Origin of the sequence: Rhodoferax sp. OV413 (genome assembly GCF_900104385.1) — a bacterium.
In the GTDB taxonomy this organism is placed as follows: domain Bacteria; phylum Pseudomonadota; class Gammaproteobacteria; order Burkholderiales; family Burkholderiaceae_C; genus Rhodoferax_B.
The window spans coordinates 14,717-35,875 of the sequence record NZ_FNJA01000010.1 but is presented as its reverse complement, the minus strand read 5'-3'; the positions used below and the strand labels follow the sequence as shown (position 1 = coordinate 35,875).

The window sequence follows — 21,159 nt, the reverse complement described above, 5'->3', positions numbered from 1 at the left end:
ATAAACCCAACACCCAGGAGCAAGAAAATGGAAGACATCGTCATCGTTGCAGCAGCCCGTACCGCCGTCGGTAAATTTGGCGGCAGCCTCGCCAAAATCCCGGCCACCGAACTCGGTGCCCACGTCATCAAAGAGGTGCTGTCGCGCAGCGGCCTGAGCGCCGAGCAGATCGGTGAAGTCATCATGGGCCAGGTGCTGGCCGCCGGCGCCGGCCAGAATCCGGCCCGCCAGGCCGTGCTGAAAAGCGGCCTGCAGCAAGGCACGCCCGGCCTGACCATCAACGCAGTCTGCGGCTCCGGCCTCAAGTCGGTGATGCTGGCAGCCCAGGCCGTGGCCTATGGCGACAGCGAGATCGTGATCGCCGGTGGCCAGGAAAACATGAGCGCCTCGCCCCACGTGCTGCTGGGCAGCCGTGACGGCCAGCGCATGGGCGATTGGAAGATGACCGACACCATGATCGTCGACGGCCTGTGGGACGTGTACAACCAGTACCACATGGGCATCACCGCCGAAAACGTGGCCAAGAAATACGGCATCAGCCGCGAAGCCCAGGATGCACTGGCCCTGGCCAGCCAGCAGAAGGCCGCTGCCGCGCAGGAAGCCGGCAAGTTCGTCGCCGAAATCGCCGCGTTGAGCATTCCGCAGCGCAAGGGCGACCCCATCGTCTTCTCGGCCGATGAGTTCATCAACAAGAAGACCAGCGCCGAGGCCCTGGCCGGCCTGCGCCCCGCGTTCGACAAGGCCGGTGGCGTGACCGCCGGCAATGCCTCGGGCCTGAACGACGGCGCCGCCGCCGTGATGGTGATGACGGCCAAGAAAGCCGCCGCCCTGGGCCTGACCCCGCTGGGCCGCATCGCCAGCTTTGCCACCAGCGGCCTGGATCCGGCCTACATGGGCATGGGCCCGGTGCCCGCGTCGACCAAGGCCCTGGCCCGCGCGGGCTGGAAAGCCCAGGACCTGGACCTGCTGGAAATCAACGAAGCCTTTGCCGCCCAGGCCTGCGCCGTGAACAATGAAATGGGTTGGGACACCAGCAAGGTCAACGTCAACGGCGGTGCGATTGCCATCGGCCACCCGATTGGCGCGTCCGGCTGCCGTATTCTGGTGACCTTGCTGCATGAAATGGCCCGCCGCGATGCCAAGAAGGGCATTGCCTCGCTGTGCATCGGCGGTGGCATGGGAGTTGCACTCACCATCGAACGCTAGTTTTATTAGCGTATTTTTTAACAAGCAAACTATTCACCTCTTAGCATCAGCAAGAACGTAATGATCCCAGAGCATCCGTGGAACTGGCTTTGCCAGGCCACTGGATGCGCCCCCTGCAAGGGGGTGGGCGAAAAGCGCTTGCGCTGTAGCCTGGGGGTGTACCAATAACTCAGGAGATAAAAATGGGACAAAAAGTAGCGTACGTGACCGGCGGCATGGGTGGCATCGGGACCGCCATTTGCCAGCGGCTGCACCAGGATGGTTTCAAGGTCATCGCTGGTTGCGGCCCGACCCGCGACCACGCCAAGTGGATCGCTGAACAGGCGGCCCTGGGCTTCACCTTCTACGCCTCGGTGGGCAATGTCGGCGCGTGGGAGTCCACCGTCGAGGCCTTCACCAAGACCAAGGCCGAGCACGGCACCATCGACGTGCTGGTGAACAACGCCGGCATCACCAAGGACCGCATGTTCCTGAAGATGTCGCGCGAAGACTGGGATTCGGTGATCGAAACCAACCTGAACAGCATGTTCAATGTCACCAAGCAAGTGGTGGCCGACATGGTGGAAAAAGGCTGGGGCCGCATCATCAACATCTCGTCGGTCAACGGCGAAAAAGGCCAGGCTGGACAAACCAACTACTCGGCTGCCAAGGCCGGCATGCATGGTTTCTCCATGGCTCTGGCGCAAGAGCTGGCCACCAAGGGCGTGACGGTCAACACCGTCAGCCCGGGCTACATCGGCACTGACATGGTGAACGCCATCCGTGAAGACGTGCTGGCCAAGATCGTCGCTACCGTGCCGGTCAAGCGCCTGGGCAAGCCCAGCGAAATCGCCTCCATCATCGCCTGGCTGGCGTCGGAAGAAGGTGGCTACGCTACCGGTGCCGACTTCTCGGTCAACGGCGGTCTGCACATGGGCTGATAGCCCCTGGGCTACTGTAAAAACGCGCTTTGGCGGGTTTTTTTATGGCTGGGATGCTGGTGTGGCAGGCACGGCCGGCACCGGCACCACGGTCACGCTCTCGCGCAAAACGCCGCCGCTTTGCGCGCTGCCTTCCACGCTGGTGGGTGCGCGCATGCGGGCTTCGCAGGCGATGCGGTCCGCGCCCTGGAAGGCTTCGCAGCGCTGCACAGCATTCTTGTCGTACTGGCCGGGCGCGGCTGTCAGGCCGCCGCGGCGGGCTTCGGCCAGTGCGCGTTCGGCTTCGATGCGGCAGGTGGCGGCGTTCTGGTTCGAGCTGCCGTTGTTGCACACCGCCATCTCGCGCTGGTACTGGGCTTGGGCCGCAGCCGAGGGTGCGGGGTCGGCGGCCAGGGCACCTGCTGCCCACAGGCTGGCCAGGGTGGCAGCCAGCAAGGCGCGGCGTGGGAAGAAGGGGTGGAATGGCATGCGGGAGTCCTTGGGTAACACAGGCTCTTAATATGCACTGCGCAGCAGCCGCGGACTGTGCGCTTGCGCACACAAGTTTCGTTGCGGTTGATTTGCTATATTTTTAAGAGCTGCCTGCGCAATCAGAATATGCGCTACAGGCCATTTTTGTATAAATCCTTGGCCAGCTGACCCAGGGTGGCCATGGCAGCTTCCAGCTGCTCGGTCCACGGGTGGCCGTAGTTGAGCCGGATGCTGTGGCGCCAGCCCTGGCGGGCCGAGAACATCGGCCCCGGCGCGATGCTGATGCCCTGGGCCAGGGCCCGCTGGTGCAGCGCCAGGGTGTCGAAGCCTGGCGCAAATTCGACCCACAGAAAATAGCCGCCGCTGGGCTGCACCACCTTGATGTCGACCGGGAAGTAGCGGCCCAGCGCGGCCAGCAACTGCGCCTGCTGCGATTCCAGGGTGTGGCGCAGCCGGCGCAGATGCTTGTCGTAGCCGCCGTGCTGCAGGTAGTCGGCCAGGGCGGCCTGGGCCGGCTGGCTGGCGCTGAGGGTGGTCATCAGCTTCAGGCGTTCAATGGCCGGGCCAAAGCGGCCGGGGGCCACCCAGCCCACGCGGTAGCCGGGTGCCAGGGTCTTGCTGAACGAGCTGCAGTGCATTACCAGGCCCTGGCGGTCAAAAGCCTTGGCCGGCAGCGGCGCCTGGCTGCCGAAGTACAGCTCGCCGTACACATCGTCTTCGATCAGCGGGATCTGGCGACTCGCCAGCAGGGCTACCAGCCGCTCCTTGCTGGCCGCCGACAGGCTGGCGCCGGTGGGGTTCTGGAACGTAGTCATCAGCCAGCAGGCTTTGACCGGGTGGCGCTTCAAGGCCTGCTCCAGCGCGTCCAGGTCCAGGCCGTGCTGCGGGTGTACCGGGATTTCCAGCGCGCGCATCTTCAGCCGTTCCAGCGCCTGCAGGCTGGCGTAGAAGCCCGGCGACTCCACCGCGATCAGGTCGCCGGGCTGGGCCACGGCGCTCAGGCACAGGTTCAGCGCCTCCAGCGCGCCGCTGGTCACGACCAGCTCTTCGGCCGGCTGGGCCAGGCCCATGCCCAGGTAGCGCAGCGCAATCTGCTGGCGCAGGCTGGCGCTGCCCTGGGGCAGGTGCTGCACCGATTCCCAGGGCTGGGCGCGGCGCGCGCTGGCGGCCAGCGACTTTGCCAGGCGCGGCAGCGGAAACAGCTCGGGCGACGGAAAGGCCGAGCCCAGCGGCGCGATGTCGCGTTGCTGGGCCGCACCCAGCACGGCAAACACCAGTTCGCTGATGTCCACCTTGGCCGCCACCCGCGCCGGGGCGGGCGCAGCACGGGCTGTCGCCATGGGGGGCAGCGCCACGGCGCCGGTCACGTAGTAGCCCGAGCGCTGGCGCGCCCGCACCAGGCCTTTTTCTTCCAGCCGGTAATAAGCCTGGAAGGCGGTGGACGGGCTGATGCCGTGCTGCGCCGTCAGCGTGCGGATGGAGGGCAGGCGGCTGCCGGGCGCACGCTGGCCCGAGCGGATGTCGGCCGCCAGCAGCTCGGCCAGCTGTTCGTAACGTTTCATGCGTGCTCCAACTGAGCCGTAGATTTTTGCATTTTTGGCATCTGGTATGGTTTTTTAAATGCCAACTGCTGCTTACCAGATGGCCCCAAGTCCGGCATGATTTGGCCATCGTGAAAACCACTCTGCGCTCTCTTGTTCTGCCCTTCCTGCTGGCCGCGGCTGCCAGCCAGGCGGCCCCGCCCGTGTTTGAAGACAGCATTGCCCAGCGCACCCTGGCCTGCACCGCCTGCCATGGCAAGGAGGGCCGGGCCGCCAGCGACGGCTACTACCCGCGCATCGCTGGCAAGCCGGCTGGCTACCTGTACCACCAGCTGCTGAACTTTCGGGACAACCGGCGCCACTACGGGCTGATGACGCAGATGGTCGATCCGCTGAGCGACGCCTATCTGCTGGAGATCGCCCAGTACTTTGCGCAGCTGGATCTGTCGTATCCCGCGCCCCAGCCGAGCAGTGCACCCGCCCAGGTGCTGCGCCGCGGCCAGCAGCTGGTGACCCAGGGCGATGCGGCGCGGCAGATCCCGGCCTGCGCCCAGTGCCATGGCGCGGCGCTGACAGGCGTGGCGCCGAATATCCCCGGCCTGCTGGGCCTGCCGCGCGATTATTTGAACGCCCAGCTCGGCGCCTGGCGCACCGGCCAACGCCGCGCCCACGCGCCCGACTGCATGGCCACCGTGGCGCGCCAGCTGAGCCCCGAGGACGTGTCTGCCGCCACCGCCTGGCTGGCGGCCCAGCCGCTGCCCGCCAACCCGCACCCGGCCACGGCGCTGCCGGCCCTGCAGCCGGGAGCCCAGGCCATCGCTTGCGGTAGCGCGCCATGAAGAAGATCGCCTTCGCCTTGCTGGTCGCCTTAGGTTTGGCTGCCCTGGTCTGGCATCTGAACCTGCGCGACGAGGCCGATCTGGCCGCGCCCGTGCCTGCCATCGCAGTCACCCCCGAGCTGCTGGCGCGCGGCGCCTATTTGGCCCGCGTCGGCAACTGCGCGGCCTGCCACACCACCCGCGGCGGCACGCCGTATGCGGGCGGGCGCGGCATCGATACACCGTTTGGCACGGTCTACAGCAGCAATCTCACGCCCGATGCGCAGACCGGCATCGGCAATTGGTCGCCGGCCGAATTCTGGCGCGCGCTGCACAACGGCCGCTCTAAAGACGGCCGCCTGCTGTACCCGGCCTTTCCCTACACCAGCTACACCGCGGTCACGCGCGCCGATTCGGACGCGCTGTACGCCTATCTGCACAGCCTGCCGGCCACGGCCCAGGCCGCCACGCCGCATGCACTGCGCTGGCCTTTCAGCACCCAGCCGGCGTTGGCGGTATGGCGCGCGCTGTACTTCCAGCCCGGTGTGCTGCAGCCAGAGCCGCAGCAGTCGGCCGAATGGAACCGTGGCGCCTACCTGGTGCGCGGCCTCGGCCACTGCGGCGCCTGCCATACCGCGCGCAACGCGCTGGGCGCCAGCGACGACCAGCTGGACCTGGCGGGCGGCCTGATCCCGATGCAGAACTGGTACGCGCCAGCCTTGACCTCGCCGCACGAAGCCGGAGTCGCCGGCTGGCAGCGGGCCGACGTGGTGCGCCTGCTGCAAACCGGCGTGGCACCGGGGGCGACGGTGCTGGGCCCGATGGCCGAGGTGGTACGCCAGAGCACCCAGCATTGGTCGCCGGCGGACCTGGCCGCCGCCGCCACCTATCTGCAGGCCTTGCCCCAGTCCGAAGCCAAAGTGCCGGCGCGCGACCTGCCTCCGACGCCTGCCCGGGTGGCTGAGCGCGGTGCCCAGCTGTATGAAAAGCATTGCGTGCAATGCCACGGCGCCCAGGGCCAGGGCGTGGCCGGTGCGTATCCGGCGCTGGCCGGCAACCGCGCGGTCACCATGGCCAACACCGCGAACCTGGTGCAGACCGTGCTCAACGGCGGCTACGCGCCGGCCACGGCCGGCAACCCGCGGCCCTTCGGCATGCCGCCCTATGTGCTGGTGCTGAACGACAGCGATATCGCCGCGGTGCTCACGCATATCCGCAGCGCCTGGGGCAACCAGGCGGGCGCGGTGACCGAACTGGATATCAACCGATTGCGCGCCAACTAAAAGGATGAAAAAAAGCGCATACCTCAAATGAATGATGTACTTTTGGCTTGAATTGTCCACAATCCATGCTCGTCGGGAAAAATCACGAGGAGCACACCATGGGCATTCTTCTGGTTCGGGGCTCGCAAGGCCCAGAGGTTCAGCGGCTGCGCAAAGCGCTGGTGGCGAAACTGGGGGCCGATGCCCAGGCCTTTCCGAACCTGGCCCAGGGGGACCAGCTGGATGCCGATGTAGAGGCCGCGGCGCGGCGCTGGCAGTCGGGCGTGGGCCTGGTGGCCGACGGGGTGGTCGGGCCATACTGCCAGCAGCTGCTAGGCCTGCTTGCCGAGCCGGCCATGGATGTGCTGCTGAGCGTGGACACGGTGCGCAAGCTGTTCCCCGCCACCAAGCCGGCGAATATCGCGCGCTACCTGCCCTATGTGGCGGCCGCGCTGGGTGCGCTGGGCCTGACGGATCGGCCGATGATTTGCGCCGCCCTGGGCAGCATCCGCGCCGAGACCGAAGGCTTTTTGCCGATCTCCGAATTCCAGTCGCAGTTCAATACCGCCCCCGGCGGCCCGCCGTTCGGCCTGTACGACGGCCGCAAGAGCCTGGGCAATAGCAAACCCGGCGACGGCGCGCGTTTCAAGGGCCGCGGCTTTGTGCAGCTGACCGGCCGCTTCAATTACGAAACCTACGGCAAGCTGCTGGAGATCGACCTGGCCGGCAATGCCGACCTGGCCAACGCGCCCGAGGTGGCGGCCCTGCTGCTGGCCACCTTCCTGGCCGACCGCAAGGACGCCATGCGCGAGGCCCTGGCCAGCGGCGGCTATGCGGCTGCGCGCAAGCTGGTCAACGGCGGATCGCACGGGCTGGACCGCTTCCGCGATGTGTTCCGCCTGGCCGACGGCGTGTGGCCAGCCGAGGCAGTGGCTCCGCGGGTGGGCGCAACCAAAGGCAAGGGCAAAGCCGCTGCGAAGAAGGCAACCGCAAAAGCCGCACCGGTAGAGCGCCAGCTGACGGTGCGCAAAGACCCGACCGACCTGAACGACCGGCACTACCAGCCGCCGCCGCTGGGCCTGGCGGATGCGTTTCCGTCGGACGCCGACATCCAGGAGTTCCTGCCCGCCTACACCCAGGCCGGGCTGATCCTGGACCAGGGCAGCGAGGGCGCGTGCACCGGCTTTGGCCTGGCCTGCGTGGTCAACTACCTGCGCTGGTACAAGGCCGGCGGGCCGGCCAAGATGGCGTCGGTTAGTCCGCGCATGCTGTACAACTTTGCCCGCCGCTACGACGAGTACGACGGCGAAAACTATAGCGGCTCCAGCTGCAGGGGAGCGCTCAAGGGCTGGTTTAACCATGGCGTCTGCCTGGACGATGACTGGCCCTACAGCCAGCCCCAGCCGCGTTACGGCTATGCGCGCAACGCCACCAACCACACTCTGGGCGTGTACTACCGGATCGACCTGAAATGCATCACCGACCTGCAGGCGGCGATCCAGGCGGTGGGCGCGGTGTATGTGTCGGCCTTCACCCACGAGGGCTGGCACCAGCTGCCCCGGCAGAAGAAGGCGCCGGCCGGCCATGCCCAGATTCCGCTGATCCCGTTCGACGGCCGGCCGTCGGAAACCGATGGCCATGCGTTTGCGCTGGTGGGCTTCAACACCCAGGGCTTTGTGCTGCAGAACTCCTGGGGCAACGGCTTCGGCGTGGGCGGCTTTGCCGTGCTCAGCTATGCCGACTGGCTTGCCAACGGCATGGACGCCTGGGTGGTGGCCATGGGCGTGCCCGGGGTGGTGGTGGGCCGCGTCAGCGTGGTGGCTTCGCAAGCCCAGGCGGTGGCCGGCGGTGCAAATACCGGCCTGTGGTGGAGCGAAGACCAGGCCTACCAGCACAGCGTGGTGCTGGGCAACGACGGCCGCGTCAAGCGCTATCTGACCGAAGACGAACTCAGCCGCACCCTGGGTCACCAGGTCTGCGACCTGCCCGACCAGTGGTTCCGCGGCCCGGCCAGCGGTGCCGTCAAGCGCCTGGTGATCTACGCCCACGGCGGCCTGAACAGCGAGAACGACGCGATCCAGCGCGCCCGGGCCATGGGCCGGCATTTCGAGGGCAACGACTGTTACCCGCTGTTCCTGGTCTGGAAGACCGGCCTGATGGAGTCGCTGCGCGGCATCATCAGCGACGCCTTCCACAAGCAGCCGGCGCTGGCCGGCGGGGTGGCCGAATGGATTGCCGACAAGACCGACTTGGCGATCGAGAAAACCATAGGCCGGCCGCTGGCCCGGCCGATCTGGAGCGAGATGAAGGAAAACGCCGAGCTGGCCTTTAACTCCGGGCGCGGTGGCGAGCTGCTGATCAAGGCACTGGAAAAGCTCATGGCCACCTGGGGCAGCAAGCTGGAGATCCATCTGGTGGGCCACTCGGCGGGTTCTATCATTTTGGGCCACCTGCTCAGCACGCTGGCGCGGCGCGGCGTGCCGACGGCCGCCGTCACCTCCATCCACCTGTATGCGCCGGCCTGTACCGTGGCCTTTGCCAACAAGCACTATGCGATGGACCCCGAGGTGATGGCCCGCCTGCACCTGCAGGTGCTGTCCGACCGGGTGGAGCGCAACGATACCGTGGCGGCCGTTTACCGCAAGTCGCTGCTGTACTTTGTGTCGAACGCGCTGGAGGTGGATTTGCGCACGCCCATTCTGGGCATGGCCAATGTCTACAACGAGCGCTACGACGGCTGGGACGGCGGCTCCAGCACTGGCGATGCGCTGAAGGACTGGCGCCGCGCCGTGGCCAAGGCCGGCCTGGACACAGGGCGCCTGCAGCTGCTGGACCAGGACACGGTGCTTACCGCGCTGCCCGACCGCCAGATCAAGGCCAGCCACGGCGGATTTGACAACGACTTGGCGGTGATGACCCAGACCCTGGGCTTGATCCTGCGCGGCCCGCTGGTCCAGGTGGTGGACGATTTGCGCGGCTTTTAGAACCGGGTAGACGGCATCCTGTCCGGCACCCAGGTTTTTGCAGAGCAAGTACAGTGGCGTGATGAATGCTCCCACTCTCCAAGCCAACGGCCGCGCGTTTGCGCACATCGCCAAGTTCCACCCTGAATTGACGGCCTTGCGCCGCGACCTGCATGCCCACCCCGAGCTGGGCTACGAAGAGGTGTACACCGCCGCCCGGGTGGCCCAGTCGCTGGAGCTCTGCGGCGTGGACGAGGTGCACACCAACATCGGCAAGACCGGGGTGGTGGGCATCATCCGCGGGCGCAGCAACCACAGTGGCAAGATGGTTGGCCTGCGCGCCGACATGGATGCCCTGCCCATGACCGAGATGAACGACTTCGCCTGGAAGTCGGCCAAGGGCGGGCTGATGCACGGCTGCGGCCATGACGGCCACACCGCCATGCTGGTCGGCGCGGCGCGCTACCTGGCAGAGACCCGCAACTTCGACGGAACGGTGGCGCTGATCTTCCAACCCGGCGAAGAAGGCTACGCGGGCGCCAAGGCCATGATCGACGACGGCCTGTTCGATCGCTTCCCGGTGCAGGCGGTGTTCGCCATGCACAACTGGCCGCATATGCGACCGGGAACGATTGCGCTGAATTCGGGTGCGATGATGGCCGCGTCCGATCGCGTGACCATTGAGATCACCGGCCGTGGCGGCCATGGAGCCCACCCCTACCAAAACATCGACCCGGTGCTGGTTGCGGCCCATACCATCACGGCGCTGCAAAGCGTGGTGTCGCGCAACATCCGCGCGATCGACAGCGGCGTGGTCAGCATCTGTGCGGTGCAGACCGGCGACCTGGGCGCGATGAGCGTGGTGCCCAGCAAGGCCACCTTGGTTGGCACGGTGCGCACCTTCAACCCTTCGGTGCAGGATCTGATCGAGCGGCGCATCACCGAGCTGTGCAGCGCGGTGGCCCTGGGCTTTGGCGCCACGGCCTCGGTGAAGTACGAGCGCCTGTACCCGCCAACTATCAATTCCAGCACCGAGGCCTTGTTCACCATGCGGGTGGCCGAGTCCATCGTCGGTGCATCCCAGGTGGTGCGCGATCTGGACCCGAGCATGGGTTCGGAGGATTTCTCGTTCATGCTGCAGGTCAAGCCCGGCGCCTACATGCGCATAGGGCAGGGCACCGAGAACGGCCCGGGCAGCTGCGCGCTGCACAACAGCCGCTACGACTTCAACGACGCCATCCTGCCACTGGGCGCTGCCATGCATGCCAGCCTGGCCGAGCAGTTCATGCCCTTGGCTTGAGTCGATTTACTATCAAAATAGTAGCTGCTGGCGCTGGTGAAATATGCGCTAGAGCCGGATTTTTCTTGAATATCCGCTGGTGTGTATCAGCGGCAGCCTGACTTCAACGATGGGCACAGGTACAGGTCGAACGACTTGCCAGGCTCCAGGGTCAGGGTGTAGCCGCGGCAGACATGGCCGTGTATCGCAGTCACGTTGTAGGTGCCTTCGGGCAGGCTCAGCTCCACCAGCGGTCCGGCCGCGTCCTGGCTGAAAACCCGGCGGCCTTGCAGGTCGTCGATCTCCAGCCGCAGCACGGCATTGGGCCCGGGACGGGCGGTTTCACCCGCGGGGTACAGGCCGCGCAGCCATTGCAAGGTATGGGTCAGGTACTTGCCGTTGCCCGCAGGGTTGGCCGTAGCGTGGATCGACAAACGGGCTTCGGCGGCAGGTACATCTTGCGCGGTGGGGGTGGGCAAAGCGGTGGGCGTGTTGAGCGTCTGGGACATGTGCGGATGGGCCTGTCTGCGGTTCGGTTTAGGCTGCAATCGAGTCGCTGCTGTCATTGGCGCGGCGGTTGCGCGCGCGTTTGACCAGCACCGTCACCAGCAGCGCAGTCGCCGCCGAACCCGCCATCACCGGCGAGTTGCTGAGAATCTTCACCAGGCCATCGACGGCCTCTACCTGTACCTGCTGCACATGGTGGACCAAAGCTACCACGTCGCTCGGGCTCACGCTCTGCGCGTCTTCCATGCGCACCTGCAAATCCTGCCAGCCGCTGCGCAGACGGAACTGCGCAAAGATGCCGTTGGCCACCGCGACCAGCGACAGCACACCCAGCGGGCGCAACAAATGCTCGAGCAGGCGGCTTTGTTCGGCCGCCGGGCCGGCCGCATACACCTGGCCCACCAGTTGGGCGATGCGGTCGTCCGACACGGGTTCGCCCGGTTCTGGGGATGCGGCTGCTAAAGCATGGCGGTTGGGTTGCATGGCTGTCGTCCTGGTTATGGCCACCCGCCCGTGGCGCTGGTGGCTTTTATTGTTCCTGGGCAGCTGCGGATACACGCGCTGCCGAGAACAATTTTGCACCCTGCGCGGCCGCAACAGTATGTCTGCGACGTCTAGCTTATGTTGCATTTGTAATATTACGAAGGCAGCAGCAGCGCCAGGGCCCGCGCCAGGTCGGCGCGCTGCATGGGCTTGGTCAACAGTTTGGAGACCCCGGCGCTGGCCGCTCGCTGGGCCAGCGAGGCGCCGCCGTAGCCGCTGACCATCAGGATCGGCAGTGTGGGCGACAACTTGCGGATCGCCTCGGTCAGCTGGATGCCGGTCATGCCGGGCATGACCTCGTCGGTCACCACGGCGGCAAAACGATGGGGTTCGTCGCGCAGCGCCTGCAGCGCGGCGACCGGGTCGGTGTAGCCGACCGGCTGGTAGCCCATGCCGGTGAACATTTCTTCGGCCAGGGCCACCAGGGTGGGCTCGTCGTCGACCACCAGCAGGGTCTGGCCGCCACCGGCGGAGGCCAGTGCGGCGCCAGCCTTGGCCGCATCCAGCGCATCGGTGCATTCCGGGAAATACAGGGTGAAGCGCGCGCCCTGGCCGGGCTTGCTCTGTACATCGATGGCGCCGCCGAATTCGGCCACCACGCCGTGCACCACGGCCAGGCCCAGGCCGGTGCCCGCATGCGCACTGCGGGTGGTGAAGAAGGGCTCGAACAACCGTTCCATCACCTCGGGCGTGATGCCGGTGCCGCGGTCGGTGACGCTCAGCACCAGGTAGGGGCCGGGCAGCAACTGGGTGTGTGACAGCACCCGCAGCGCCGGCACTTGTTCGCGCACCAGCTGCACGCCGACCATGCCGCCCTGCGGCATGGCCTGCATGGCATTGGTACACAGGTTCATCACCGCCTCGAAGGCCTGGGTCGGGTCGCCGCGCAGCAGCGCGCCATGGGCTTCCAGTCCGCGCTCCAGCACGATGCCGGGGCGCAGAGTGGCGGCCAGCAGGGTCAGCACTTCTGCCACGATGGGCTCCAGTTCGAACACCGTGGACGCGCAGCCGCCGCCCCGGCCGAACGACAGAATCCGCTCCACCAGCGCCTTGCCGCGCAGCGCGGCCTGCAGCACCTTGTCGAGGTGCCGGGCCTGGGCGCTGCCGGGGGCGGCCGCGTCCTGCGCCATTTCGCCAAAGCCGACGATGGCCGCCAGCACGTTGTTGAAATCATGCGCCACGCCGCCGGCCAGCTCGCCCAGCGATTCCAGCTTGTTGGCGCGCGACAGCTGGGTTTGCAGGGCCGCCTGGGCGGTGGCGCGGCGCTGGTTGGCACCGTGCACCAGGTGTACCGAGGCAGCCAATACTGCCAGCAGCAGCACCAGGCCTACAGCGGTGAGCTGGGCGGCTTCGCGCCAGGACACCAGCATCACGTCGAGGTCGCGGGTCAGCACCACTTCCAGGCCGTAGCGCTCCAGGCTGTGCAAGGCCACCAGGCGTTCTGTGCCGTCGGGCAATTGGCGCAGTTCGGTGCTGCGCTGGGTGGCCAGGCGTTTGGCGATGGTGGCTTCGTCCCAGCGGGCCTTGTTGACCACGCCGCCGACCAGCAATACACCATCGCGCCGGAACACGGCCATGCGGGCGTCTGCCGCGGGCGAGGCTACCGAGAACGCGCCCAGCAGCGCTTCAGCTGGCATGGTGGCAAAGATCCAGCCGCCCGAACTATCCAGCGGCCGGGTGAAGGGCACGGCCATGGTCACCAGCATGGCGTGGCTGCGCGGGTCGGCGAAGGGCCGGCTGACGGCCACCGCGTCTTCGTCCAGCTGGTTGAGCCCGGGGGCGAACGAGGCCAGGTCGGGCATGGCGGTCGGGACGGATGCGGCCAGCAGCCGGCCGCTGCGGTCGACCAGCGACAGCGAATCGACCATGGACATTAGTTCGGTGCGGGTGCGCAGCGCGCGCTCTGCGGCGGTGCCGGTAGTCGGCAGGCTGCCTTCTTCCAGCTCGACCTGCATGGCGTGCAGGCCGGCGTTCATACCGCGCAGCTCGCGGTGGATCTCGTCGGTCAGCGCTAGTGACAGCAGGCTGAGTTCGCGTGCCTGGCTGTCTATGGTTTCGCCGCGCAGATGCCAGAGGGCCACCACGGCGGTCACCACCAGGGACAGACCCAGGCCCAGACCGACCGCCCACAGCCGCGGCACGGTAGCCCAGCGCTTGCGCAAAATGCCTTGCATACTTCCCCTGTTGCGTGTGCCGTTGGCTATCGCCGATACTTTGCGACTTAGCTAGCGTACGAATCCATGAACACTACCACCGCCCCGCACATTCTAGTGATCGACGACGACCCCAGTATCCGTGAGCTGGTGGTCGAATACCTGGGCAATAACGACCTGCGGGTCAGCGCCGGCGGCTCGGGCCGCGAGCTGTTCGAGCTGGTCGACCGCGAGGCCATCGACCTGGTGCTGCTGGACCTGAAGCTGCCCGGCGAAGACGGCATGCAGCTGGCGCGTACCCTGCGCGAGCGGGCTGCCGTGCCCATCATCTTCCTGACCGGCCGCAACGAAGAGGCCGACCGGGTGATGGGCCTGGAGCTGGGCGCCGACGACTATGTGACCAAACCGTTCAGCCCGCGCGAGCTGCTGGCCCGGGTGCGCGCCGTGCTGCGCCGCTACCAGGTGCAGGCCACGCTGCCTGAGCGCGACAACAGCCGGCGTGCGTTCCGCTTTTCGGGCTGGGAGCTGAACCTGCGGACCCGCCGCCTGGTGTCGCCGACCGGCGAATCGGTAGAGCTGTCGAACGGCGAGTTCAGCCTGCTGGGCGCGATGTGCCGGGCGCCGCGCCGGGTGCTGTCGCGCGACCAGCTGCTGTCGATGTCGCGGCTGCACGAAGCCGAGGTTTACGACCGCACCATTGATGTGCAGATCCGCCGCCTGCGGCTGAAGGTCGAGGTGGATTCGGCCAACCCGGCGCTGATCCTGACCGAGCGCGGCGCCGGCTACTTGCTGGCCAGCGAGGTCGAGACCCTGTACTGAGCGCATCGGCCAGCCGTCCGCTTAATCGGAGGTGCTGGTCGACCACATGCGCAGACGGCTGTGGACCTTGGTGGTACCGGGCACATTGCTGGCGATCTTGCGTGCCTGCGACTCCTGGATCGGGGAATTGATCCAGCCGCTGAGGGTGATGGCGCCGTCGTCGGCCAGTACTTTCACATTCTTCACCGTGCTGTCGCCCAGCGACTTGCCCAGTGCGTCGGCCACAGCCGCGGCCAGCGCCTTGTCATTGGAGGGCGCGGTACTGGTGGGGGCGGCGCTGGCCACGATGCTGGCTGCGTCCGTGGCGGCCACGCTGGAGGACATCAGGAAAGGGCCGGCGGCAAGAGCGAGCAGGGCGCCAGCGGCGATACGGGAAATGCGGGGTGTCATAAAAAGCTCCTTGTGGGATGCGCCCATGTGGCGCGATGGAGTGATCTTCGCGCCGCCGCGGTGCACCGGTATGACGGCCCAAGCCGGCTCTATGACATCTGTAACCTGTGGGTAACTTCGCGCTGATTTTGCTATTAATATAGTAGCTGCTAGCGCAGGTGGTTTGTGCGCTGCAAGGATTTTTGTTTCAAATTTCCGCAGCGTGGCCCAGACGGGCAAGCAGCCTGCGGGTTATCATTTGTCGCGCCTCGCGCCCCCTCTTTTCCAGGAACCTGCACACCATGAACACCAGTACCCGCACCGTCTCCATCGAACGCACCGAACGCCCCTGGGGCTGGTATGAAAACATGCACGAGGCGCCGGGCCACAAGGTCAAACGCATTGGGGTGCACCCCGGCCAGCAGCTGAGCCTGCAGAAGCACCACCAGCGCGCCGAGCACTGGGTGGTGGTGATCGGCACCGCCATCGTCACCGTGGGTGACAAGGTGGTCGAACTGCAACCCGGCCAGCATGTGGACATAGCCATCGGCGAAGTGCACCGCCTGGCCAACAAGACCAGCTCGCCGGTGGAAATCATGGAAGTGCAGTACGGCAGCTACCTCGGCGAAGACGATATCGTGCGCCTGCAGGACGATTACGGCAGAGAGTGATTGCACACCCCCCAGGCTTGCCCACTGCGTGTGGCCGCCAACCCCCTTGCAGGGGGCGATACCAGTGGCCCGGCGGAGCCGGTTCCACGGTATCTCTGGAAGGGGCCTCGCTGCGCTGGCCCTTGGGGTTTTAGGGGCTAGATTTGTGGCCGCAGGTTCTTCAGCATGTCCCGCACCATCGCATCCAGGTCGTATTCGGCCTTCCAGCCCCAGTCCTTGCGGGCGGCCTGGTCGTCGATGGAGCGCGGCCAGCTGTCGGCTATCGCCTGGCGGTAGTCGGGCACGCAGTCCAGGCTGAAGCCAGGTACGTAGCGTGCAATCGCCTCGGCGATCTGCGCGGGGGTGAAGCTGATGCCGCCCAGGTTGTACGAGCCGCGTTCGCGTATTTTTTCCGCGGGTGCTTCCATCAGTTCCAGCGTGGCGCGGATGGCGTCGGGCATGTACATCATCGGCAGGGCAGTGTCGGCGGCCAGGAAGCTGGTGTAGCGGCTGACTTTCAGCGCCGCGTGGAAGATCTCGATCGCGTAGTCGGTGGTGCCGCCGCCGGGTGCGGTCTTCCAGCTGATCAGGCCCGGGTAGCGCAAGCTGCGCACGTCCACGCCGTGGTTGCGGTAGTACCAGTTGCACCAGCCTTCGCCGGCCAGTTTGGAAATTCCGTACACCGTGGTCGGATCCATCACCGTCTGCTGCGGTGTGTTGTCGCGCGGGGTACTGGGGCCGAAGGCGGCGATCGAGCTGGGCCAGAACACCCGCTGCAGCTTGTGGGTGCGGGCCAGTTCCAGCACGTTCAGCAGGCTCTTCATGTTCAGATCCCAGGCCCATTTTGGGTGCTGTTCGCCGCGCGCCGACAGGGCCGCGGCCAGCAGGTAGATCTGGGTGATGTGGTTGCGCTCCACCACCTCGGTAAGCGCGCCGTTTTCGGTCACGTCCAGTGCTTCGTGGTGCACGCCGGACAAGCGGCCCTGGGGCACCTGGTCGCTGGTGATGACGGCCTCCGCGCCGTGGCGCTGTACCAGGGCCTGGGCCAGTTCGGTGCCGATCTGGCCGTTGGCGCCGATGATGAGAATTCGGGTATCCATATTTTCCTTTTGCGCTTAGGCATCACTGCAGTGAGGGCTTGCATACCCTCACTGCAGTGATGCCTAAGCGCATCCTTATTAATTAATCAGAGCTAACTCGCGTCCGGCCTGGATGAAGGCCGCCACGGCGCGTTCCAGGTCGGGCCGGGTGTGGGCTGCACTCAGCTGTACGCGGATGCGGGCCTGGCCCTTGGGTACGACCGGGAAGAAGAATCCCACCACGTACACGCCCAGCTCCAGCAGCCGGGCTGCCAGTTGCTGGGCCACCAAGGCGTCATACACCATGATGGGCACGATGGGGTGGTCGCCGGGCTTGATGTCAAAACCGGCCTGGGCAATCGCGCTGCGAAAGTAGGCGGTATTGTCAGCCAGGGTGTCGCGCAAATCGGTGGAGGCCTCGAGTAAATCCAACACCGCAATCGATGCGCCAACGATGCTGGGCGCCACGGTGTTGGAGAACAAATAGGGCCGCGAGCGCTGGCGCAGCAGCTCGATGACTTCGCGCCGCGCGCTGGTAAAGCCGCCGGACGCGCCGCCCAGCGCCTTGCCCAGGGTGCCGGTGATGATGTCCACTTTACCGAACACACCACGGTGCTCGTGCGTGCCGCGGCCGGTCGCGCCCAGGAAGCCACTCGCATGGCATTCGTCGATGCCGAGCAGTGCGCCGTACTGGTCGCACAGTTCGCGCATCACGTCCAGCTGGGCGATGGTGCCGTCCATGGAAAACACGCCGTCGGTGAACACCAGGGTGTGGCGCGCGCCGTCCGCTTTGGCCTGCTGCAGCTGGCGCTCCAGGTCTGCCATGTCGTTGTGCGCGTAGCGGTAGCGCTTGGCCTTGCACAGGCGGATGCCGTCGATGATGGACGCGTGGTTCAGGGTGTCGCTGATGATCGCGTCCTGCTCGCCCAGCAATGGCTCGAACAGGCCGCCGTTGGCATCGAAGGCCGCTGCGTAGAGGATGGTGTCTTCGGTGCCCAGGAATTTGGACAACCGGGCTTCCAATGTCTTGTGCAGGTCTTGCGTGCCGCAGATGAAGCGCACCGAACTCAGGCCGTAGCCATGGGTTTTGAGTGCATCTGCGGCGGCCGCCACCACCGCCGGGTGGCTGGACAGGCCCAGGTAGTTGTTGGCGCACAGGTTCAGCACCTCGCGCGTCGAACCGTCGGCGGCCAGGGTCTGGATGCGTGGGCCCTGGGCGCTGGAGATCACCCGCTCGGCCTTGTACAGACCAGCGTCTCGGATGCTGTCCAGCTCCTGCTGCAGATGGGCGTAAAACGGGGCGGTGGTGGTGCTCATGGCGTTCCTTCCGGGTAGGTGAGGTACTGGGGGTCGGGCACAATGGTGTGTGCAGTAAATTGAAATTGTGCTGTATATCGAACAAAAAATCAATATAGTGGATAAATTCTGGAGGCAGACCATGGCGCAACGCTCTCCCAACACCAGCCCTGCGGCAGCCACAAGCACCCCTAGCGCCGAGCCTCCGCGCGTGGGCGATACCCTGGCCGCGCTGCGCCAGGCGCAATCGCTGTCGCTGGACGCCTTGTCGCGCAAGGCCGGTGTCTCCAAGTCCATGCTGTCGCAGATCGAGCGCGCCCAGGCCAATCCCACGGTGGCGGTGGTATGGCGGCTGGCCAATGCGCTGGGTGTGCCGCTGGGCGATCTGCTCGGTGCGCCACCACCGCCGGCCGCTCCGGCGATTACCGTGGTGCCCGCCCATGCTACGCCGTCGCTGCGCAATCCGGATGGAGCCTGCGAGCTGCGCATCCTCGGGCCTATCGACCTGGCCGGCCAGTTCGAGTGGTATGCGCTAAGCCTGCAGGGCGGCGGCGCGCTGGAGTCACAGGCGCACGAGGACGGCACGCGCGAACATCTGACCTTGCTGACCGGCGCGGTAGAAGTTGTGTCGGGCGACGAAAAGCAACGCCTGAAGCCGGGCGAAACCGCCCGTTACGCCGCCGACCGGCCGCATCTGATCCGCAACCTGGGCAAGAGCGAAGCCACGGCCTGGCTGGTCGTGGTGCATGCGCTGTAAGCTATTAAAAGAATAGCTGCTTGCGCTGGTGGAATTTGCGCCGGAGGCCGTTTTTTATCTAAAGCGGCGGGCCAGAGTCAAACGCCCAGTTCCTTGAATACCTCTTTGGCGGTGCGGAAGCTGTCGATGGCCGCGGGTGCGCCGCAGTAGACAGCGGTTTGCAGGAACACTTCCTTGATCTCGTCCTTGCTGACGCCGTTGGTCAGCGCGCCGCGCAGGTGCAGCTTCAGTTCGTGCGGGCGGTTCAGCGCGGTCAGCATGGCCAGGTTCAGCAGGCTGCGGGTCTTGCGGTCCAGGCCTGGGCGGTTCCAGATCTCGCCCCAGGCGTACTGGGTGACCAGCTCCTGCATGTCGCGGTTGAAGTCGTCGGCGTTCTGGATGGCGGCGTCCACATACTCGGCGCCCAGCACCTCGCGGCGGGTTTTCAGGCCTTGGTCAAACAGCTCTTGGTTCATGGGGATTTCCGTCAAAAAAAGGATGCACCACTCTACGCGATGTGTTGCTGCAGCCCCTCGACCAGCGCATCAAAGGTGGCGCGGCAGCGCGGACTGTGGCGCAGGTTCTCGTGCATGGTGATCCAGGTCTCCAGCGGCAGGGCGACCTGCTCGGGCAGCAGCCGCTGCAGCTCTGGCTTGTGCCGGGCCAGCGCCACCTGGCAGATGCCGATGCCGGCGCCGGCCTGTATCAGCGCCCAGTGCGCGAGGTCGCTGTCGCTGCGCAGCGCAAAGTTGTCGCGCTTGAACACGCCCCGTAAGGACTTGCCGACGCTACGGATAAACGGGGTTTCGGTGTCGAAGCCGATCAGCGCGTGCTGCGCCAGGTCGGCCAGGCTGCGCGGTGTGCCGTGCTGCTCCAGGTAGCGCTGGTGGGCGTGCAGGCCCAGCTCGACCTGGCCGATGCGGCGCGCCACCAGCAGCTCTTGCTGAGGCCGCAGCATGCGCACGGCGATGTCGGCCTCGCGGTGCAGCAGGTCTTGCACGCGGTTGCTCAGCAGCAGCTCGATTTTCAAGTCGGGGTACTGGGCGCGCAGGCGGGTCAGGATGGGCGGCAGCACCTCCACGCCAATGATTTCGCTGGCCGTGATCCGCACCGTGCCGCGCACGCCTGCGCCCTGGCTGGCGGCGGTGCGCTGCAGGGCGGCCGCCGTGCTGGCCATGGCTTCGGCGTCGCTGCGCAAGGCCAGCGCGGCCTCGGTGGGCAGCAGGCCGGCCTGGGAGCGGGTGAACAAGGGCAGCTTCAAGGCTTTTTCCAGCGCCGCAATGTGCCGGCCCACCGTCGGCTGGGCCACGCCCAGCGCGCGGGCGGCGCCGGACAGCGAACCTTCCTGCAAGACGCCTAAAAACGAGCGGTAGAGTTCCCAGCCAATATCGGTTGCCATGCATAAATGTATAGCCGATGGTGCATGTTGGGTAATTCCATTTGAACGCCGCAGCTTCCAGAATCGCCCCATCACCACTTTTTTGGAGCACCTCATGGACAGCAAGCAGACAGTTTTGGTTCTCGGCGCGACCGGCGGCATAGGCGGCGAAATGGCCCACCAGCTGCGCGACGCCGGCTGGACGGTACGCGCCATGCAACGCAGCGTGCCGGCGGCCGGTGCGTTGAAGGACGGCATCCAGTGGCTGCGTGGCGACGCCATGGAGCGGGCCGATGTGCTGGCCGCGGCCCAGGGCTGCGGCGTCATCGTGCATGCGGTGAACCCGCCCGGCTACCGCCGCTGGGCCGAGCTGGTGCTGCCCATGCTGGACAACACCATCGCCGCCGCCAAGGCTGAGCGCGCCACCATCGTGCTGCCCGGCACGGTCTACAACTACGGGCCGGACGCGTTTCCGCTGCTGACCGAGACCTCGCCCCAGCAGCCGGTGACGCGCAAGGGCGCGATCCGGGTGGCAATGGAGCAGCGCCTGCAGGCCGCCAGCCAGCAGGGCGCGCGGGTGCTGGTCGTGCGGGCGGGCGACTTCTTTGGCCCGCAGGCTGGCAATAACTGGTTTGCCCAGGGGCTGGTGAAGCCGGGGCTGGCGGTGCGCAGCGTCAGCAATCCGGGCCGCGTCGGCGTGGGCCACCAGTGGGCTTATCTGCCGGATGTGGCTCGGACCATGGTCGCCTTGCTAGCGCGGCGCGAAACCCTGGATGCGTTTGCGAGCTTCCACTTTGGTGGCCACTGGGATGCCGATGGCAGCCAGATGGCCGAGGCGATCTGCCGGGTGGTGGCCCGGCGTACGGGGGCTACTGCGCGGGAGGCGGCTTTCCCCTGGTGGCTGCTGCGGTTGGCTTCGCCCTTCGTGGAAACGCTGCGCGAGATGCAGGAAATGCGCTATCTGTGGCAGCAACCAGTGCGGCTGGATAACGGCAAGCTGGTAGATGTGCTGGGGCGCGAGCCGCATACCGCGCTGGATGCGGCGGTGGAGGCGACGCTGGAGGGGCTGGGCTGTTTGCCGGTGGCCGGGGTGGAATCAGGTTTGCTATTGAATCAATAGCTGCTGGCGCATGTGGATGCTGCGCTAGGCCCTGTTTTTGTGCATGAAG

General features: G+C 66.3%; 20 protein-coding genes. 10 read left to right on the top strand and 10 right to left on the bottom strand.

Translation table 11 applies throughout. The features are described 5' to 3' along the window. Positions 1 to 27: 27 nt before the first annotated feature. A complete protein-coding gene (locus BLT66_RS24565) occupies positions 28 to 1,206 on the top strand; it encodes an acetyl-CoA C-acetyltransferase (protein ID WP_092762263.1) in 1,179 nt (392 codons plus the stop codon). 182 nt (positions 1,207 to 1,388) lie between these two features. Continuing rightward, on the top strand, positions 1,389 to 2,126 hold the full coding sequence (gene phbB / locus BLT66_RS24560) for an acetoacetyl-CoA reductase (RefSeq protein ID WP_092762261.1): 738 nt from the start codon (positions 1,389 to 1,391) through the stop codon (positions 2,124 to 2,126). Between the two features lie 42 nt (positions 2,127 to 2,168). Here phbB and BLT66_RS24555 read toward each other — a convergent pair whose 3' ends face one another. Both BLT66_RS24555 and BLT66_RS24550 read right to left on the bottom strand, forming a co-directional pair. Next, on the bottom strand, positions 2,169 to 2,594 hold the full coding sequence (locus BLT66_RS24555; RefSeq protein WP_092762259.1) for a hypothetical protein: 426 nt from the start codon (positions 2,592 to 2,594) through the stop codon (positions 2,169 to 2,171). A 134-nt stretch (positions 2,595 to 2,728) separates the two neighbouring features. Beyond that, positions 2,729 to 4,159, bottom strand: a complete 1,431-nt coding sequence (locus tag BLT66_RS24550; RefSeq protein WP_092762257.1) for an aminotransferase-like domain-containing protein — start codon at positions 4,157 to 4,159, stop codon at positions 2,729 to 2,731. 110 nt (positions 4,160 to 4,269) lie between these two features. Between BLT66_RS24550 and BLT66_RS24545 the strand changes: the two genes are divergently transcribed. The 4 genes from BLT66_RS24545 to BLT66_RS24530 all read left to right on the top strand — a co-directional run bounded on the left by BLT66_RS24545 (position 4,270) and on the right by BLT66_RS24530 (position 10,481). Beyond that, positions 4,270 to 4,977 (top strand): c-type cytochrome, encoded by a 708-nt coding sequence (locus BLT66_RS24545; RefSeq protein ID WP_092762398.1) that lies wholly within the window; start codon positions 4,270 to 4,272, stop codon positions 4,975 to 4,977. Further along, entirely contained in the window at positions 4,974 to 6,239 is a 1,266-nt protein-coding gene (locus BLT66_RS24540; RefSeq protein WP_092762255.1) for a c-type cytochrome, read from the top strand. Before BLT66_RS24545 ends, BLT66_RS24540 begins: the two co-directional genes overlap by 4 nt. 98 nt (positions 6,240 to 6,337) lie before the next feature. Further along, the gene (locus BLT66_RS24535; protein WP_092762253.1) at positions 6,338 to 9,202 is read left to right on the top strand and encodes a C1 family peptidase; all 2,865 of its coding nucleotides are present in this window, start codon (positions 6,338 to 6,340) and stop codon (positions 9,200 to 9,202) included. Positions 9,203 to 9,263: 61 nt separating this feature from the next. Continuing rightward, entirely contained in the window at positions 9,264 to 10,481 is a 1,218-nt protein-coding gene (locus BLT66_RS24530) for a M20 aminoacylase family protein (RefSeq protein ID WP_092762251.1), read from the top strand. Positions 10,482 to 10,567: 86 nt separating this feature from the next. On the opposite strand, the gene BLT66_RS24525 is transcribed toward BLT66_RS24530, so the two are convergent. From BLT66_RS24525 to BLT66_RS24515, 3 genes are all read right to left on the bottom strand, one after another. After that, positions 10,568 to 10,969 (bottom strand): hypothetical protein, encoded by a 402-nt coding sequence (locus BLT66_RS24525; protein ID WP_092762249.1) that lies wholly within the window; start codon positions 10,967 to 10,969, stop codon positions 10,568 to 10,570. A 28-nt stretch (positions 10,970 to 10,997) separates the two neighbouring features. Further along, positions 10,998 to 11,450: a hypothetical protein gene (locus BLT66_RS24520; RefSeq protein ID WP_092762247.1), complete on the bottom strand. Its 453-nt coding sequence runs from the start codon at positions 11,448 to 11,450 to the stop codon at positions 10,998 to 11,000. Between the two features lie 155 nt (positions 11,451 to 11,605). Then, positions 11,606 to 13,684: a sensor histidine kinase gene (locus tag BLT66_RS24515; protein WP_092762245.1), complete on the bottom strand. Its 2,079-nt coding sequence runs from the start codon at positions 13,682 to 13,684 to the stop codon at positions 11,606 to 11,608. A gap of 66 nt (positions 13,685 to 13,750) precedes the next feature. Here BLT66_RS24515 and BLT66_RS24510 point away from each other — a divergent pair, with 66 nt between their 5' ends. After that, entirely contained in the window at positions 13,751 to 14,482 is a 732-nt protein-coding gene (locus BLT66_RS24510) for a response regulator (RefSeq protein WP_092762243.1), read from the top strand. 21 nt (positions 14,483 to 14,503) lie between these two features. On the opposite strand, the gene BLT66_RS24505 is transcribed toward BLT66_RS24510, so the two are convergent. Next, positions 14,504 to 14,872, bottom strand: a complete 369-nt coding sequence (locus BLT66_RS24505) for a BON domain-containing protein (protein ID WP_176955160.1) — start codon at positions 14,870 to 14,872, stop codon at positions 14,504 to 14,506. A gap of 281 nt (positions 14,873 to 15,153) precedes the next feature. On the opposite strand from BLT66_RS24505, the gene BLT66_RS24500 reads away from it, so the two are divergent. Further along, positions 15,154 to 15,522: a phosphomannose isomerase type II C-terminal cupin domain gene (locus BLT66_RS24500; protein ID WP_092762239.1), complete on the top strand. Its 369-nt coding sequence runs from the start codon at positions 15,154 to 15,156 to the stop codon at positions 15,520 to 15,522. A gap of 137 nt (positions 15,523 to 15,659) precedes the next feature. Here BLT66_RS24500 and BLT66_RS24495 read toward each other — a convergent pair whose 3' ends face one another. Further along, complete coding sequence (locus BLT66_RS24495) at positions 15,660 to 16,601, bottom strand: NAD-dependent epimerase/dehydratase family protein (RefSeq protein WP_092762236.1); 942 nt, start codon at positions 16,599 to 16,601, stop codon at positions 15,660 to 15,662. 78 nt (positions 16,602 to 16,679) lie between these two features. Then, positions 16,680 to 17,897, bottom strand: coding sequence for a glycine C-acetyltransferase (gene kbl / locus BLT66_RS24490; RefSeq protein ID WP_092762234.1), 1,218 nt, complete (start codon positions 17,895 to 17,897; stop codon positions 16,680 to 16,682). Positions 17,898 to 18,018: 121 nt separating this feature from the next. Here kbl and BLT66_RS24485 point away from each other — a divergent pair, with 121 nt between their 5' ends. Beyond that, positions 18,019 to 18,633 (top strand): helix-turn-helix domain-containing protein, encoded by a 615-nt coding sequence (locus tag BLT66_RS24485; RefSeq protein WP_092762396.1) that lies wholly within the window; start codon positions 18,019 to 18,021, stop codon positions 18,631 to 18,633. 77 nt (positions 18,634 to 18,710) lie between these two features. On the opposite strand, the gene pcaC is transcribed toward BLT66_RS24485, so the two are convergent. Together pcaC and BLT66_RS24475 are read right to left on the bottom strand one after the other, a co-directional pair. Next, positions 18,711 to 19,088 carry a 4-carboxymuconolactone decarboxylase gene (gene pcaC, locus BLT66_RS24480; protein ID WP_092762232.1) on the bottom strand — a complete coding sequence of 126 codons (378 nt, stop codon included), beginning with the start codon at positions 19,086 to 19,088 and terminating at the stop codon, positions 18,711 to 18,713. Between the two features lie 32 nt (positions 19,089 to 19,120). Continuing rightward, positions 19,121 to 20,011: a LysR family transcriptional regulator gene (locus BLT66_RS24475; protein ID WP_092762230.1), complete on the bottom strand. Its 891-nt coding sequence runs from the start codon at positions 20,009 to 20,011 to the stop codon at positions 19,121 to 19,123. Between the two features lie 94 nt (positions 20,012 to 20,105). On the opposite strand from BLT66_RS24475, the gene BLT66_RS24470 reads away from it, so the two are divergent. After that, positions 20,106 to 21,110: an NAD-dependent epimerase/dehydratase family protein gene (locus BLT66_RS24470; protein WP_092762228.1), complete on the top strand. Its 1,005-nt coding sequence runs from the start codon at positions 20,106 to 20,108 to the stop codon at positions 21,108 to 21,110. Positions 21,111 to 21,159: the final 49 nt, after the last annotated feature.

Bases quoted from the DNA above. Each gene is read 5' to 3' on its own strand.
- BLT66_RS24535 (WP_092762253.1), top strand. From the start codon at position 6,338: ATGGGCATTCTTCTGGTTCGGGGCTCGCAAGGCCCAGAGGTTCAGCGG.
- BLT66_RS24525 (WP_092762249.1), bottom strand. From the start codon at position 10,969: ATGTCCCAGACGCTCAACACGCCCACCGCTTTGCCCACCCCCACCGCG.
- BLT66_RS24485 (WP_092762396.1), top strand. From the start codon at position 18,019: ATGGCGCAACGCTCTCCCAACACCAGCCCTGCGGCAGCCACAAGCACC.
- BLT66_RS24510 (WP_092762243.1), top strand. From the start codon at position 13,751: ATGAACACTACCACCGCCCCGCACATTCTAGTGATCGACGACGACCCC.
- BLT66_RS24475 (WP_092762230.1), bottom strand. From the start codon at position 20,011: ATGGCAACCGATATTGGCTGGGAACTCTACCGCTCGTTTTTAGGCGTC.
- phbB (WP_092762261.1), top strand. From the start codon at position 1,389: ATGGGACAAAAAGTAGCGTACGTGACCGGCGGCATGGGTGGCATCGGG.
- kbl (WP_092762234.1), bottom strand. From the start codon at position 17,897: ATGAGCACCACCACCGCCCCGTTTTACGCCCATCTGCAGCAGGAGCTG.
- pcaC (WP_092762232.1), bottom strand. From the start codon at position 19,088: ATGAACCAAGAGCTGTTTGACCAAGGCCTGAAAACCCGCCGCGAGGTG.
- BLT66_RS24540 (WP_092762255.1), top strand. From the start codon at position 4,974: ATGAAGAAGATCGCCTTCGCCTTGCTGGTCGCCTTAGGTTTGGCTGCC.
- BLT66_RS24565 (WP_092762263.1), top strand. From the start codon at position 28: ATGGAAGACATCGTCATCGTTGCAGCAGCCCGTACCGCCGTCGGTAAA.
- BLT66_RS24550 (WP_092762257.1), bottom strand. From the start codon at position 4,159: ATGAAACGTTACGAACAGCTGGCCGAGCTGCTGGCGGCCGACATCCGC.
- BLT66_RS24530 (WP_092762251.1), top strand. From the start codon at position 9,264: ATGAATGCTCCCACTCTCCAAGCCAACGGCCGCGCGTTTGCGCACATC.
- BLT66_RS24495 (WP_092762236.1), bottom strand. From the start codon at position 16,601: ATGGATACCCGAATTCTCATCATCGGCGCCAACGGCCAGATCGGCACC.
- BLT66_RS24505 (WP_176955160.1), bottom strand. From the start codon at position 14,872: ATGACACCCCGCATTTCCCGTATCGCCGCTGGCGCCCTGCTCGCTCTT.
- BLT66_RS24470 (WP_092762228.1), top strand. From the start codon at position 20,106: ATGGACAGCAAGCAGACAGTTTTGGTTCTCGGCGCGACCGGCGGCATA.
- BLT66_RS24555 (WP_092762259.1), bottom strand. From the start codon at position 2,594: ATGCCATTCCACCCCTTCTTCCCACGCCGCGCCTTGCTGGCTGCCACC.
- BLT66_RS24520 (WP_092762247.1), bottom strand. From the start codon at position 11,450: ATGCAACCCAACCGCCATGCTTTAGCAGCCGCATCCCCAGAACCGGGC.
- BLT66_RS24515 (WP_092762245.1), bottom strand. From the start codon at position 13,684: ATGCAAGGCATTTTGCGCAAGCGCTGGGCTACCGTGCCGCGGCTGTGG.
- BLT66_RS24500 (WP_092762239.1), top strand. From the start codon at position 15,154: ATGAACACCAGTACCCGCACCGTCTCCATCGAACGCACCGAACGCCCC.